Below are 14,452 nucleotides of genomic sequence, written 5' to 3' on the forward strand. Positions count from 1 at the left end.
GCGAAGAACCGCCAAGGAGCGACTTGCGTGACAGCCATCCCGCCGACAGAAGAGCCAGAATGGCGCGCGGCCCACATCGCGTACTTCGGTGACGACACCGACCAACTGATCCTTCGCGCCGTGCGCCCGGTGATCGAGCGCTGCGCCGAACACGTCTCCTCGGCCTATGTGTTGCGGCACTGGCGCAGAGGGCCCCATCTGCGGCTGGTCGTGCGGGCCACGCCCGGCGCCTTCGACTCCGTGGTGGTCCCCGCCGTGGCCGAACTGGTCGGCGGGCACCTGCGGGCACGGCCGTCCACCGCGCCGGCTCTCGACGAAGCCGCCCTGCTGCCACTGCACCGGCGCCTCGCCGAGGCCGAACGTGAACCCGGGCCACTGACGCCGTTCCGCCAGGACAACTCGATCACCTGGGAGGAGCACGACCGTCGCGTCGACGTGCTGGGCTGTCCGGTGGGCGCCGACGAACTGGCCCTGTTCTATCAGGAGACAAACGGTCTGCTCTTCGAGCACCTGGAGGCGGTCGCCGCCGGGCTGCCGCGCGAGACACTGGCCCTGCGCCTGATGCTGGCCACCGCGCACACCCTCTGCCGCCACCCGCGGGACCCGTCGATCCGGCGCGGTTTCGTCTCCTTCCGCTCCCATGCGGAGGGGTACTTGAGCACCGTGGGGCCCGAGGTGCGGGACGCCTTCGAGGCGCGGTACGCGGCCAACCGTACGGTGCTCACCGCGCAGGTCCGCGAGGTGGTGGCCGCCTTCGACTCCCCCGCGTCCGGCACGGGAACCGAGGCGGCACAGGCGGCGGCCCCGCGTCGCTGGGTGGCCGCGATCGACCCACTCGGCGGCCGCTGGACCGCTCTGTACGAGGCCGGTGAGATACCCGAGGCGGAGATCCCGACGGACGAGGAGAACGGTATCGGCGGTCTGCTCTCCACCAGCCCGCTGCACCGGGCCATCGGCGGCAGCGCCACGTACAAGCGGATGATGTACCGCGATCCGCGCTTCCTGCGCTACCGCCTGATGCTCAACTACACCTATCTGCACCTCTCCCGCCTCGGCCTGCCGGGCCTGACCCGCTATCTGCTGTGCCACCTCGCGGCGAACGCGGTGGAGGAGGTCTACGGCGTCAGCGCCCTGGACCTCGTCCTTGCCACGGCGGCGGACGGCGCCGACGCGCCGGAGGAAAAGGACACCGCGCGAACCCGCAACACTCCGGAGGACACCACCGTCCCGGCCGAGCCCGGCGCTCCGGGCACCACCGCCCCACCCGCGCGGGCGCGCGGATGACGAGGACCCCGGCGGCCTCACCCGCATCCTCGCCCGGCGCCTACCCTTCGGCCGTCGAGACCGGTGGGGCCGCCGCGCGCCGCTTCCACCTGCGGCACGGGCGGGTGCTGCCCGCCATCGACCCGGCGGCGGGCACCACCGCGCCCAAGCACCATCCCGGCGCGCCCGTCCTGCCCCTGCTCTTCCCCCCGGACTTCGCGCCGGCACGCTCCGGCAACCGGCATCCGGCCGCGTTCCCGGAACCGCTTGGCGCACTCCTCGCCCTGATCAACGGCGTCACCCGGATCGACTGGACCGGCACGGGTGCGAGCGCCGGGCGACCGGTGCCGTCCGGCGGGGGCGCCTACCCGGGCGAGGTGTACCTCGCCACGCCCTCGGGGCTCTGCCACTATCTGCCATCCGTCCACGCCCTCGAAGTGCTCTCCCGCACCGACCAGCGCACCAGCGTCATCCACGCACTGAACCAACCCCCGCCTGAAGTACTGGAGTTGGCCGTGCTGATCACCAGCCGACTCGACGCGAACGTGGCCCGCTACGGCCCCTTCGGCCACCGCCTCCAGGCGCTCGACACGGGCGTGCTGACCGGACAGGCACTCACCCTGCTGGAGTCGGCCGGCGCCGAGCCGACCGCGCACGCCTGCTTCTCGGGCGAGGAGCTGGGCCGCCTGCTGGGCCTCGACGCCCGGGCGGAGGTTGTCCACGCCGTCATCACCGCCCGGACACCGGACGCGCTCGCGCCCGGCACCGCACTGCTGCGCCGCCGTACCGCACGCGCCGGATTCGAGCCGGCCCCCGTCCCCCTGCCCGCGCTGCTCGCCATCCTGGCGGACGCCGCGGGGCCGGTCCCTCTCGACCACGCCCCGCCCGCCCCCTGCGAGCTGTACGTGGTCGCCCACCGCGTTACCGGCCTGGACACCGGGTGCCACCGTCGCGACCGCCGTACGGGCCGGCTCGTACCGGTCGCGCCCGACGCCACGCCCCGCGACCTGTTCCCACCCGGTGGCCCGGGTGAACTGGCCGGTTTCGAGGCCGCGTTCGCCGTACTCGTCACGGGCGACTACGAGTCCGGCTATCCCCGGTTCGGGGACCGCTGGTATCGGATGCTCAATCTGCGAGCCGGCGTCATCGGCCAACGGCTCGGCGTGGCCGCGGCACGCCACGGCCTCGGCGCCGGGCTCCGTTGCGATGTCGACACCGCGGCCGCCGACGACCTGCTGGACGCCGGCCCCGAACGCACCACGCTGCTCGCCGCCCTGTTCGGCCACGAACGCGGCAGCGGCACACCCGTCTGCCAGCTGCTCAGCGAGAAGGATCTGCCGTGATCCTCGGCCCTGCCGATCCCCGCCCGGCGGAGAACTCCGCGATCACCCCCGAATCCATGCCCCTGTTGCGGCCCGACGTCTTCGTGACCCCGAGTGGCAGCGGGACCGTCCATGTGCGGTCGAGCCGGGGCATCGACCTCATCGCCGCCCCGGGTATCGCGCAGTGGCTCGACCGCCTCATGCCGTTCCTCGACGGCACGCGCACGGTGGGCCAGTTGCTCGAAGGACTGGACGGAACTCGTCGCGCCACAGTGCTGCGCGTCCTTCAACTCATCGACGAGCACGGCCTGTTGGAGGACCGGTCGACGTCCGATCCGGACCAGCGCGCGAGCGCGTACGCGGAGCTCAGGGTGCTGGCCCTCGGCCCTCCGGCCGGGGTGAGCGCCCTCACGGACGCGCTGGGACTCACCGGGCTGTCGGGCGTGACCCCGGTGACCGGGCACGCGGCCGCCCTGGCCGAGGTGGCGGGCGGCGGCCAGGACGCGTTGCTGCTGCTCGCGGACGGCGAGGACCCTCACTCGATCGCCCGGCTCGACGAGGACTGCCGCGCGCACGGCCTGTGGTTCGCCGCCGCCGTCCGGGACGCGCGGGCGTGGTGGCTCGGCCCGGCGCTGCCCCCCGGCCCGGGCCGCGCCGCCGGTGGCTGGCTCGGCGCGTGGCTGCGCGTCCACGGCACACAGCCCATGCCTCCGCAGCCCCAACTGGGCCTTGAAACGGCCGTGTTCGCCGCGACCTTGCTGGCGCACCGTTTCCAGCGGGACTGTCTCGCGCCCTCGTCCGGCGCCACGGACGAGCCGCGTTCGCTCGTCCGGCTGGACACCGCGACGCTGACCACCACCCGTCACACCTACCGGCCCCACCCGGACACGCTTCCTGCCGCACCTGAGTCCCGCGCGGCGTTCCTCGCCACGATCGCCTCCCTGCGCGAGGGTGCCGCCGTCGACGCCGAGGAGTTCTCGCGGCGCGCCGCGAGCTGCCTCGACCAGCGCGGCGGACTCCTCGCCGATCTGGACGAGGACGCTCTGCCGCAGTTCCCGAGGTACGCCTCTCGGGCCCTGGTCCGCGACCCGCGCACCGGCCGGGCGGAGCACCAAGTCCTCTCCACGGGAGCCGACTTCACCCATGCGCGCCTGCGCACCGCGCGGCGCGCCCTGACGCTGTACGCGCTGCTGGCCCTCGACCCCCGGCGATTCGTCCCGGCACTCGGCGGCCCCGCACTGTGGGCGTGGTCGCCCGAGCACGACAGCGTCCACCTGCTCGCGGTGGACCGCGTACGCGCGGACGCCGGGCGCGTGCCGCGCGGGCTCGGCGCGGGCGCCACCTTCGACGAGGCGGTCGCGGCGGCGCTGAGCGACCTGCGCGGCCCCGCACGCGGCGCGCTGATCGTGCCACTCGATCACGATCCGGCCGCCACCGAGATACTGCCCTACCTGCTGAGAGCGGTGCGCTGCGATGACTGAAGACCCCCTGCCGGCCGCCGTCCGGGTGCACCACGACGGCGGTCTGCTCGGCCGGGCCCTGATACGCCGGTCGCACTCCGTGGCCGCGCCGGGGATCCACCTCGTCGCGGCCGACACACCTGACGCCGCGTCACTACTGTTGGAAATGGCGGCTGTTGAGGGTCAGTCGTTTCTGCTTGTCGTCGGGGAACTCGATCGTGTGGTCGTCGGTCCGCTGGTCAGGACCGGGGTGCCGGGCTGTCACCGCTGTCTGGCCGCCCGGCGCGCGGGAGCGCGTGCCGACGCGGCGGAGGAGGCGGCCCTGCGCGCCGCCTACGGCAGCCGCTTCACGGGCACGGTCTCCCCCCTGCTCACGCCGGTCGCCGCCGACCTCGCCGCGCGTCTGGCCGTGCGCCGGCTCACGGGCGAGGCGACGGCCGAACGGGCGGCCGCCGGGCAGGACGTCACCATGATCCGCCTCGACGGACTCGACATCACCCGGCACCGCTTTCTGCCCGACCCGCACTGCGCCGACTGCGGCGACCTGCCCGACGACTCCCCGGCCCGTTCCACCATCCCGCGCGTCCCCCGGCTCAAACCGGATCCGGAGGTCCTGCGGGTGCGGAACCTGCGCGCGGAACGCGCGGTCCTCGAGGCCCGGTACGCCGACGACGAGACCGGCGTGCTCAAGGGACTCAGGACCCGCGGCCTGCACGCCCTGCCCTTCGCCGAGGCGAAGGTCGGCCCGCCCGAATCGGTCGACGGCGGCTATGGCCGCGCGCTCGACTTCCGTACCGCGAAGGTCACCGCCATCGCCGAGGCGCTGGAACGGCTCGGCGGAGGCCGCCCGGGCGGGCGGCGCACCGTGGTGCACGCCAGCCACCGCGAACTCGCCGCCCGCCACCCCGGCGCCGTGCTCGACCCCGCGACCACCGGCGGCCACGAACCCCGCCGCTACCAGGAGCCCGGCTTCCCCTTCCAGGCCTACCACCCCGACCTGACCATGCCGTGGGTCTGGGGCTACTCCCTCACCCGCGAGCGGCCGGTCCTGGTCCCCGAGAGCCTGGCCTACTACCGTCTGGGCCGCCATCAACCCTCGGCGGACCGGCCCTTCGTCTCCGAGATCTCCAACGGCTGCGCGCTGGGAGGCTGCGTCGAGGAGGCGACGCTGTATGGCCTGCTAGAACTCGCCGAACGCGACGCGTTCCTGCTCACCTGGTACGCCCGCCTGCCCGCGCCCGCACTCGACCTGCGCACCGCGCGCGACCGGCGGATCGGCCTGCTCGCGGACCGGATCGAGGAGCGCGCCGGCTACCGCGTCGACGTCTTCGACGTGACCGGGCCCGAAAACATCCCCTGTTTCTGGGCCGCCGCCGTCGATGTCCGGCCCTCAGCCATGGGCGCCGAGCCCCGCCCCGGCGTGCTGTGCGCCGGAGGTTCCGGACTCGACCCCGAGCGGGGCGTCTTCGGCGCGTTGCACGAACTGGTCACGGCCATCGACGCGTACCGGCTCATCTACCCGCAGCGCGTGCGGGACGCCGTACGGATGCGCGAGGACCCCGAACAGGTCCGCCTGATGGACGACCACGCGCTGCTCCACTGCGACCCGGTCGCGGCCCGCCGGCTGGACTTCCTGCTCAGGCCGGGCGGCGGACCGCCGCAGGGGCGCCGGAGTCTGCGTGAGGTCGCCGACCGCTGCGCCTGGCCGCGCCACGAAGATCTGCGGGCGGATCTCGACGAGTTGGTCGGCCGCTTCGCCGCGAGCGGCCTCGAAGCGATCGTCGTCGACCAGACGACCGCCGTCCATGCCGCGTCCGGCCTCTCCTGCGTCAAGGCGCTCGTCCCCGGCCTGCTCCCGATGACCTTCGGCCACCATCTGCGCCGCGTCACCGGCCTCGACCGGGTACTGACCGTCTCCCACCGGCTGGGCCACACTTCACGTCCTCTGCGCCCCGACGAGGTCAACCCACATCCGCACCCGTTCCCGTGACTTGGGCCCAACTCCCCTTCTACACCACGGAGTTGACCACTGGCCGTCCCCTCCCCCACCGTCAGTCGGCAAGCACGATCACCGAGTCCTCGGCCGTCAGACGTACGGTCCTGCGCTTGTCGGGGTTGAGCCGGACCCCGAAGGCCGGACTCCGCGACGACTGCGCGCGCAGCCGGTATCCGACGGCGCACTCCCTGCGGTGCCGCGCCGAGGCCACGACGGTGGCGAAGGTGACCTCTTCACCCGCCCTGACGTAGTCCGTGGCGGGACGCAGATACAGCTCGCTCCCGTCGGCCGTGAACAGTTCGTCGAAGAGGACGGCCAGGTAGGGGCTCTCCGAGATCTGGCACATGAGGAGGCTGATGAGCCGGCCGCTGACGATGAAGTCGGCGCCCTCGCGGGCCGGCGCGAGCAGCCGGTTGCGGTCGTCGGACATCTCCGTGGTGAGCGGGATCTCCTGGCCCGTGGCCTCCTCGATCGCCCGCAGGTGCAGCAGCGTCACCAGCGTCCTGTCGTCGACGTCCGCGCTCGCCCGGGCAAGGCCGAAGTCGCCGCTCGGCAGGCGGCCCGGGTCGGCGATGACGATCACGCTGTCGAAGGACGGCACGTCGAGCGCGCCGAGCACGGACGGATTCGTGATGTCCGCGCGGTGCAGGGTCACCTCGATGGGCCCCTGCGCCGCGGCCGCGTCGTAGGCACCGCGCATGGACGAGTCGTCGCCGAGCGCGACGATGTCCAAGGTGGTTCCGGCGCTCGCGTAGGAGGCGAGCTGCCCCACGATGAGCGGGGCGCGCCGGTTCCAGCCGAGCAGGAGCAGCCGCTCGGGGGCGGGCGCCCGGGGGTCGGCCGTGACGAAGGAACCCTCGTCGACGAACGGCACGGCGTCGTCGAGCACCGCCGTGTCGTCGTCGCGGGTGATGACGATGATCCGGTCGTCCTCCATGATCGTCGTTTCGGGGTCGGGGTTGAGCGCGACCGTCTCGTCGGCGTGCAGGAGGCCCACCACCGAGGACGTGACGTACGCGAGGAGGGCGTCCCCGAAGGTGCGCCCGGCCAGTGTGTCGGCCGGTACGGCGTAGAACTCGTCCCCCGCGAAGTCCAGTAAGTCCTGGTACACGAGCGAGAGTCCGGGCTGGCGGGCGGTCTGCACGAGGAGGCGGGCGACGATGTCGTCGATGGCCAGGATGCGGCCACGTGGGCCGGCGGCCAGGGTCGCGGTGAGGTGGTTGCCGGTGTCGCGCACGGCGGCCACCACGACGGCGGCGCCGGTCTCGTCCGCCTCGGTGTCCCCACCGGCCGGGCCGCTCGTGGTGCCGGGGCGGGCCCCGGAGGCGATGCCCGGCACCGAGGCGTTGAGCGCGAGCAGCGTCTTCACCACATGGGCGTCCCCGTCGTCCGTGCCCGGCGGCAGGACGAGGACGGCCTTCGCCGTCCCCGGGCTGACGCGGGCGAGCACCGCCGGATCGGTGGTGGAGCCGTTGCGGCAGACGATGGTCGTGCTGCCGGTGCAGGAGATCCGGGCGCTGATCTCGTCCTCCATCTCCACCTTGTCCTTCGCGGCAAGGACGGCGATGGCGGCCCGGGGCTGGTTGGAGTTGGCCGACACGAGTTCCGAGACGACGGGGAAGATCTGGTCGGACCAGCCGAGTACGACCGTGTGCCCCACTTCCAGCACCGTGGAATGCCCCAGACGCAGCTCCATGATGCGCCGGTTGATTCCCGTGGTGATGAGGCTGACCAGCGTCGAGACGAACAGCAGCGCCACCAGGGCTAGCAGGACGGACGCCAGGACGTACAGGGGTGAGCCGACGGCGCCCCCGATCTTCAGGGTCTGCCCGACGGTCACCCACACCGCCACCAGCTGCCCCGTGAGGGTGGCGGGAGCCCGGCGGTCGGTGCGCACCAGGAGGACGCTCATCGGAACGACGGCGGCCAGGCAGATGAGCGTGAGCCAGCCGATGAGGGCGGACGTGCTGCGGGAGACCAGGTTGTCGAACCGGTATTGCAGGCGCCGCCAGAGAGACGCTAGGTATCGCATCCCGGATCCTCCAGCAGCAAGAGACAGGCGGTCGGTCGGCCTACGATCACCTTGTGGTTCACGGTAGTGCGATCGGCCACCCGGAACGCCGAAGTCCGCCGCACTCACCCAGAGGTATGACCCGCCATCACCCGGACGCGTGAACAGGTCGGATCGACTGACGGGCCGGCATCTCGCGTTCCGGCGCGGCGCGCCCGTGCCCCGCACTCCTCTGCCCCCTCCCCGCATGGCTCACAGGGTCATCGTCTACAGTCGCGTAGACATTCCCGCCGGGTGGTCGCGCCCGGCGGAGCGTATGAGCTCAACCATGCCCGAAACAGGGGCAGTTGAGGGCTTGAGGGCCGGTGCGCCGGGAGGGCGGGAACGACCATGGGTCAGCCGATGAGCGAGGCCGAGGCCAGACCGAGGCCGGAGGGGCGCCACCGGGGCGCATCGGAGCGGGACGGCTCCGCCTGGAGCAAGGTGCCCCGGATCACTGCCCTGTTCTGGGTCGTCAAGGTGCTGACCACCGGCATGGGCGAGACCGCGTCGGACTATCTGGCCCGCGTCCTCGGCCCGGTTCCGGCGGGCGGGCTGGGTCTCGTGGGCCTGGTCGTCGCGCTGGTCGTGCAGTTCCGCGGGGACCGGTACCGGCCGTGGACGTACTGGTCGGCGATCGTGATGGTCAGCGTGTTCGGCACGATGGCCGCCGACGTGGTCCACGTCGTGGTGGGCATCCCCTACGCGGTCTCGGCGGCGGCGTTCACCGTGGCGCTGGCCGCCCTCCTCGTCGCCTGGTACGTCAGCGAGGGGACGCTGTCGATCCACAGCATCCGCACCCGCCGCCGCGAGGCCTTCTACTGGGCCACCGTCCTGGCCACCTTCGCCCTGGGCACCGCCGTCGGCGATCTCACGGCGGGCACGCTGGGCCTCGGCTACCTCACGTCCGGGGTCCTGTTCACCGCCCTGATCGCGGTGCCCGCCCTGTCCGGCCGCTACCTGGGACTGAACACGGTGGCGGCCTTCTGGTGGGCGTACGTCCTGACCCGGCCGCTGGGCGCGTCGTTCGCCGACTGGATGGGGGTGCCCACGAACCGGGCAGGACTCGGCTGGGGAACCGGTCCGGTCACGCTCGCGCTCGTCGTGCCGATCGCCGCGCTCGTCGGCTACCTGGCGGTCAGCCGCAAGGACGCGCCACGGGACGCGGGCCGGCGCTAGGGGGTGTCTGGTGGATCAGGGTCGGTCAGGTCAGGAGCCCGCGCGCCGAGCGCCGCCGCTACTGCGGGGAGCCCGCCGCATCCCGCACCCGGGCCTCGACGGTCTGGCGGGCCTCGCCGTGCTCGGTGGCGTACGCGGTGACGGCCTCCCGCATGTCCCGGTCGAGGTCACGCCAGGCCCGCCACGCCGTCTCGTACGTCTGCGACTGGCGGGCCGACCACGATCGGGAGCCCGGCGGCCCGTACTGGCCCCGCAGCCCCTCGGCCTGTGCGTGCGCCGCGTCGACCGTACGCCGCATCTCCACGAGTTCTTCGAACGTATGCGCCACAATGGACGATCATAGGGCGGTCGCCCGCCGCGCGCCCGTCGTACCGCTGGTCACGGATCCTCAAGCGCGGCGAACCCGCCACAGCCAGACCGCCGCGCAGATCAGCACCGCCGAGGTGACCAGATTGGCCAGGAAGGCCTGGGTGCCGCCCGGGGCGCCCGACAGGTTCCAGGTCACGATGACGGCGGTCGGCACGACCGCTGTGAGCAGGACCCCGGTGGTCTTGCGGCGCGCGTCCCAGTGCACGGAGGTGCACAGGAGCACCGCGCCGACGACGCGGAACAGGACGCCGAAGACCGGCCCGGGCTCGCCGGGGAAAAGCATCATGAAGGGCAGCGAGAGCGTGAGCATGAGGAGCGGCACCAGGGGGTGGACCTTGCCGCTCCGGGCGGCCGCTCCGGCGTCACTCCAGGCCGGCGCCCCGGCGGTGCCGCCACCGAGGCCTCCGGCGGGACCGCTCCCCGCCTCGGCGAGGGCGGTGGCCGCGATCGTGCGGGGGTCACCGAGGGCCGCGAGTATGTCGCCGGTCGCGGCGCCGGGGCGTTCGGCCCGCGTCACCTCGATGTGCTCGGCGAGATCGGCGAGGAGTTCCTGGCGGCGCTCGGCGGGCAGCGCGGAGCTCTCCCGTTCCACGGCGTGGAGGTAGTCGCGTACGGCGTCGGCTGAGGTCTTCATGCGGGCTCTCCAGTGGTGGGGGGCGAGGCGGCGAGGAAGCCGTCGACGGCGTCGCGGAAACCGGGCCAGACGCGGGTGAACCCTTCGAGCGCGACCCGGCCGCTGTCGGTGAGCGCGTAGTAGCGACGAGGCGGTCCCGAGGCGGACTCCTGCCAGGTGGTGGTGACCAGGTCGTCGCGGCGCAGCCGGGAGAGGAGCGGGTAGACCGTGCCCTGGCTGGTAGCCAGGGCGCCGGAGTCCTCCAGGGCGTGCAGGAGTTCAACGCCGTAACGGGGGCGGTCCCGCATGAGGGCGAGTACGCAGTACTCCAGGACGCCCTTGCGCAGCTGGGCCGCCGCCCGGGCCTGCTTGGTCGAATCACCTGGTTCCATGCGATGCAAGATACCTGGCGGCGCAAGTGGTCAGTACGGGAGGGGCCGGTCTTGAGCCCCGCCGCCGCGCCGATATCCAGCCATCGCCCGGTTACCGGCACCCCTGATGGGACGTCAACTTCCTTCCTGTGACGGCTCATTCGTGTCATTCGCGCCGGGGCGTACGTGCGCGCGCAGCCCCTGCAATCCGAACAGGATCAGCAACTCGACCGCGCCGCCGTCCGCACTGCCCAGCCAGTGCGGCAAGGAGGTGTCGAACTCGGCGGCCTGGCCGGGCGGGAGTGTCAGGTCGCGGTGGCCGGCCACGAGCCGCAGGCGTCCGTTCAGCACGTAGAGCCATTCGAAGCCCTCGTGGGTCTGCGGGGTGGGTTCGAGAGGTTCCGGGCGCGCGGGGATGATCATCTTGAACGCGTGCACCCCGCCGGGCCGCCGGGACAGGGGCACGAAGGTCATCCCGTGCCGCCTGACCGGCCTGAGGTGGATGCGGGGGTCGCCGGTGGGTGGGGCCCCGACGAGATCGTCCAGCGGGACGTCATAGGTACGGGCCAGCGGCAGCAGCAGTTCGAGGCTGGGCCGGCGCTGCCCGCTCTCCAGCCGCGACAGCGTGCTCTCCGAGATGCCGGTCGTCGCCGCGAGGGCGGCGAGCGTGGTGCCTCGTTCCCGGCGCAGTGCGCGCAGGCGCGGTCCGACCGCGCCGAGTACTTCGTCGTCCGTCTCACGATCCATCGGCCCATCTTGCCGTAACCGCAAGTTTTCGTGCCATCAACGGGATGCTCGGCGAAGACTGGGCGCATTCCCACCCAAGGAGCGTCGATGAGCGGCAGCGGCATGGAAAACAGCGGGACAGGCGGAAGCGGGGCAGGCACCAGCGGGATGAGCAGCGGGGAGGCCACCGCGTTCTGGGACGGCCTGTACGCGGGGCGGCCCGCGGACGAGAAGCCGCAGCCGAACGTCCGCCTCACGGAGGTGGTGACGGGCCTGCCGCCGGCCGACGCCCTGGACCTCGGCTGCGGCAATGGCGGCGACGCGCTGTGGCTGGCCGGCCAGGGATGGCGGGTCACCGCGGTCGACATCTCCGCCGTGGCGGTCGCACGGCTCACCCGGCTCGCCGCCTCACGGGGTCTGAGCCACCAAGTCACCGCGGCGCGAAGGGATTTGCACGACTCCTTCCCGCCTGGCGCTTTCGATCTGATCTGCGCCCACTATCTGCACACCCCGGCGGACCTTGACCGGGCGGCCGTCCTGCGCTCGGCCGCGCACGCGCTGCGTCTTGGCGGGCGGTTCCTGGTCGTCGACCATGGGTCGACCGCGCCGTGGTCGTGGAACCAGGAGCCGGGCCTTGTCCACCCGAGCCCGAGAGAAGTGGCCGAGGGCATCGGCCTGGACCCCGGGGGCTGGACGGTCGAACGGGCCGATGCGCCACGCCGGTTGGCGACCGGGCCGGACGGGCGTACCGCCGAGGTCACCGACCACGTCCTCCTCGTCCGCCGAAGCGCCTGACCGGCTCTCGCCACAGAAAGGACCCGCCGTGCCCAGCGACCCGCCTCGCGACCGCCGTCACGACACCCCGCCGCCACGGACCGCCCACACCGAGACCGAGGTCCTGCGCGGATTCCTCGACTATCTGCGGTCCTCGGTCGCCGCGAAGGTGGAGGGCGCGCCCGAGCCGGAGGCGCGGGCGGCCGCGGTGCCGTCGGGTACGAATCTGCTCGGCCTGCTCAACCACCTGACGTGCGTTGAGCGTTCGCTGTTCCTCGGCGCCGAGGTCGCCGACTGGCAGGCGACGTTCCACGCGGACCCCGGGGACAGCGTGAGCGATGTCGTCTCCCGCTACCGGGACGCCGTCGCGCGCGCGAACGACGTCCTCGACGGCTGCGCCGATCCCGGCGACCCGCTCCCCCGTTCCCACCCGGGCCGCCCCGCTCCCCGTGTCCGCTGGGCACTCACCCACATGATCGAGGAAACGGGCCGGCACGCGGGGCACGCGGACATCCTCCGCGAACTGATCGACGGCGCGACGGGCCGCTGAACGACGCGACGGGCCCGGGTGCGCCGGGGGCGCCTGAAAAACGCCGGGCCGCCGGGCGTTCTGCCCGCGTGACGCGCCCCTCACAGGGTGCGGGCCGTGATGTCGCCGCGCGTGGTGGTCGCGTGGATGTTCAAGGTGGCCGCCTCGCTCGCGCCGCCGGTGAGAGCGTTGTGGATACGGCCGTAGGAGGTGCCCGCGTCCAGCGTGGCGCGGGTGCCTCGGGCGGCGCCGACCGTGATCTCCCCGGACTCCGTACGCAGCGTCAGGGTGCCGTGCACGGCTTCGGCGATGTGGATGTCGCCCGCCGCGACGGTGATCTCGCCGTCCCCGGCCAGTCGGCCGACCGCGACATCCCCGGCGTGGACGGTCAGGCGGAGAGCCGCCGTCTCCTCGATGTGGGTGGCGCCGTGCGCGCCCTCGAAGACCACGTCGCCGAGGCGCCCCACGGTACGGAACTCGGCCGCGCCCGCCCGGGCCTCGACGCGTGAGCCGGCCGGCAGCTCGATGGTCACGTCGAGTGAGCCGCCGGGACCGAGGTACTGGTTCTTCGTCGGGGCCTCGACCCGCAGGACGCCGTTGTCGTAAGCGACAGTGGTCTGCTCAGCGGCCTTGACGTCGCGGCTCCGGCCGCCGTCCGCCGGCCGGACCTCGACCGTGATCCCCGCCTGGTCGGTGGCGACGATCTGGACGCGGCCCGCGGGCAGGGCCAGGACGGCGGTGACGGGGGCGGTGGCGTCGAACTTCTGCATGATGCGCTCCTGCGACTCGGTGTCTGCGTCTTCCGCGGCTGTTCGCCGTGGTGTGGGAAGAGCGTGCGCGAGGCGGGTTTCAGCGGGGCATCACGGCGGTTTCAGCGGGCTTCAGGCGACGGCCCGACGGATCATGGCGCGGGCGGCGGCACGCGGGTGGCGGCCCAGGGGTGCGCGGGGCGAAGGCACGTGGTCGGTCCGGGCCGGACGAACGAGGCGGGGCAGACAGGCGCGTGGGGCCCGGCCGGAAAACCCCGGCCGGGCCCCACGCGGACCGCGCGAGCGGTCAGTGCTTGAAGACGTCCTTGATCTTCTCCTTGGCTTGGCGGGCGTCGCCCTTGGCCTGCTCGGCGCGGCCCTCGGCCTCCATGCGCTCGTTGCCGACCGTCCGGCCGGCCGTCTCCTTGACCTTGCCCTTGGCCTGCTCGACCTTCGACTGGGCCTTTTCGTCACCCGACACAACCATCACTCCCGAAAATCTGTGGGACACCGTTGACATGGATACACCTGGCCACATTCACGGGTTCTAAACCGTCTCGGCCCAACTCGATCCAACTCGATCCGGGCGCCCCCTCCTCGCGTGTTTCCTTTGCCCTGGGTGTCACCCGGGTGCGCTCCATATGAATCCCTCGGCGAGAAGGGGGAAGATAAATCTTGGTGTTTCGAGGGTGTGCCGTGGACCTTCCCGGGCACACGACGAACTGGAGGTTGATAACTATGGTTCCCCTGCTTCTCGTTCTCCTGCTCGCCCTGATCCTTTTCGGCGCCGGCTTCGCGCTCAAGGTGCTGTGGTGGGTCGCCATCGCGGTCCTGGTCGTGTGGCTCATCGGTTTCGTCGCCCGCCCGCGTGGTGGGAGCGGCCGCTGGTATCGCTGGTAACACAGCCACCACACCCCCGTGGAAACAGGGGCGGGGGCCCCCCCCCCGGGGGGGGCCCCCCCCGGCCGCGGGGGGGGGCGGGGGGCGCGCCGGGGGGGGGGGCCGGGGGGGGCCCCACCCCCCCCGGGGGGGCAGTTTGTTAACCGGCGAG

General features: G+C 72.7%; 15 protein-coding genes. 8 read left to right on the forward strand and 7 right to left on the reverse strand.

What is annotated here, in order from left to right; translation table 11 throughout:
* The first annotated feature begins 27 nt into the window (after positions 1 to 27).
* From ACFYM2_RS08525 to ACFYM2_RS08540, 4 genes are read left to right on the forward strand one after another with little or no spacing between them, the layout of a single operon-like run.
* On the forward strand, positions 28 to 1,284 hold the full coding sequence (locus tag ACFYM2_RS08525) for a thiopeptide maturation pyridine synthase (protein ID WP_388834501.1): 1,257 nt from the start codon (positions 28 to 30) through the stop codon (positions 1,282 to 1,284).
* Positions 1,281 to 2,606, forward strand: a complete 1,326-nt coding sequence (locus ACFYM2_RS08530; protein WP_388834504.1) for a nitroreductase family protein — start codon at positions 1,281 to 1,283, stop codon at positions 2,604 to 2,606. Before ACFYM2_RS08525 ends, ACFYM2_RS08530 begins: the two co-directional genes overlap by 4 nt.
* A complete protein-coding gene (locus ACFYM2_RS08535) occupies positions 2,603 to 4,066 on the forward strand; it encodes a hypothetical protein (RefSeq protein ID WP_388834506.1) in 1,464 nt (487 codons plus the stop codon). The genes ACFYM2_RS08530 and ACFYM2_RS08535 overlap by 4 nt, the downstream gene beginning before the upstream one ends.
* Entirely contained in the window at positions 4,059 to 6,035 is a 1,977-nt protein-coding gene (locus tag ACFYM2_RS08540) for a TOMM precursor leader peptide-binding protein (RefSeq protein WP_388834509.1), read from the forward strand. The genes ACFYM2_RS08535 and ACFYM2_RS08540 overlap by 8 nt, the downstream gene beginning before the upstream one ends.
* 61 nt (positions 6,036 to 6,096) lie before the next feature.
* On the opposite strand, the gene ACFYM2_RS08545 is transcribed toward ACFYM2_RS08540, so the two are convergent.
* A complete protein-coding gene (locus tag ACFYM2_RS08545; protein WP_388834512.1) occupies positions 6,097 to 8,073 on the reverse strand; it encodes an NAD-binding lipoprotein in 1,977 nt (658 codons plus the stop codon).
* A gap of 369 nt (positions 8,074 to 8,442) precedes the next feature.
* Between ACFYM2_RS08545 and ACFYM2_RS08550 the strand changes: the two genes are divergently transcribed.
* Positions 8,443 to 9,270, forward strand: a complete 828-nt coding sequence (locus ACFYM2_RS08550; RefSeq protein WP_388834514.1) for a hypothetical protein — start codon at positions 8,443 to 8,445, stop codon at positions 9,268 to 9,270.
* A gap of 58 nt (positions 9,271 to 9,328) precedes the next feature.
* On the opposite strand, the gene ACFYM2_RS08555 is transcribed toward ACFYM2_RS08550, so the two are convergent.
* The 4 genes from ACFYM2_RS08555 to ACFYM2_RS08570 form a co-directional block, all read right to left on the reverse strand.
* Positions 9,329 to 9,598, reverse strand: a complete 270-nt coding sequence (locus ACFYM2_RS08555; RefSeq protein ID WP_388834517.1) for a hypothetical protein — start codon at positions 9,596 to 9,598, stop codon at positions 9,329 to 9,331.
* 60 nt (positions 9,599 to 9,658) lie between these two features.
* Complete coding sequence (locus tag ACFYM2_RS08560) at positions 9,659 to 10,273, reverse strand: HAAS signaling domain-containing protein (protein ID WP_388834520.1); 615 nt, start codon at positions 10,271 to 10,273, stop codon at positions 9,659 to 9,661.
* Positions 10,270 to 10,644 (reverse strand): PadR family transcriptional regulator, encoded by a 375-nt coding sequence (locus tag ACFYM2_RS08565; protein WP_388834523.1) that lies wholly within the window; start codon positions 10,642 to 10,644, stop codon positions 10,270 to 10,272. The genes ACFYM2_RS08560 and ACFYM2_RS08565 overlap by 4 nt, the downstream gene beginning before the upstream one ends.
* Positions 10,645 to 10,758: 114 nt before the next feature.
* Positions 10,759 to 11,370 (reverse strand): helix-turn-helix domain-containing protein, encoded by a 612-nt coding sequence (locus ACFYM2_RS08570; protein ID WP_388834525.1) that lies wholly within the window; start codon positions 11,368 to 11,370, stop codon positions 10,759 to 10,761.
* A 147-nt stretch (positions 11,371 to 11,517) separates the two neighbouring features.
* On the opposite strand from ACFYM2_RS08570, the gene ACFYM2_RS08575 reads away from it, so the two are divergent.
* On the forward strand, positions 11,518 to 12,144 hold the full coding sequence (locus ACFYM2_RS08575; RefSeq protein ID WP_388835103.1) for an SAM-dependent methyltransferase: 627 nt from the start codon (positions 11,518 to 11,520) through the stop codon (positions 12,142 to 12,144).
* Positions 12,145 to 12,172: 28 nt separating this feature from the next.
* Positions 12,173 to 12,673 carry a DinB family protein gene (locus ACFYM2_RS08580; RefSeq protein WP_388834527.1) on the forward strand — a complete coding sequence of 167 codons (501 nt, stop codon included), beginning with the start codon at positions 12,173 to 12,175 and terminating at the stop codon, positions 12,671 to 12,673.
* Between the two features lie 80 nt (positions 12,674 to 12,753).
* On the opposite strand, the gene ACFYM2_RS08585 is transcribed toward ACFYM2_RS08580, so the two are convergent.
* On the reverse strand, positions 12,754 to 13,422 hold the full coding sequence (locus ACFYM2_RS08585; protein ID WP_358994277.1) for a DUF4097 family beta strand repeat-containing protein: 669 nt from the start codon (positions 13,420 to 13,422) through the stop codon (positions 12,754 to 12,756).
* 286 nt (positions 13,423 to 13,708) lie between these two features.
* The gene (locus tag ACFYM2_RS08590; protein ID WP_350234413.1) at positions 13,709 to 13,888 is read right to left on the reverse strand and encodes a CsbD family protein; all 180 of its coding nucleotides are present in this window, start codon (positions 13,886 to 13,888) and stop codon (positions 13,709 to 13,711) included.
* Between the two features lie 251 nt (positions 13,889 to 14,139).
* Between ACFYM2_RS08590 and ACFYM2_RS08595 the strand changes: the two genes are divergently transcribed.
* Positions 14,140 to 14,301 (forward strand): hydrophobic protein, encoded by a 162-nt coding sequence (locus ACFYM2_RS08595; RefSeq protein ID WP_350228528.1) that lies wholly within the window; start codon positions 14,140 to 14,142, stop codon positions 14,299 to 14,301.
* Positions 14,302 to 14,452 lie beyond the last annotated feature (151 nt).

Origin of the sequence: Streptomyces sp. NPDC006711, from assembly GCF_042869775.1 — a bacterium.
In the GTDB taxonomy this organism is placed as follows: domain Bacteria; phylum Actinomycetota; class Actinomycetes; order Streptomycetales; family Streptomycetaceae; genus Streptomyces.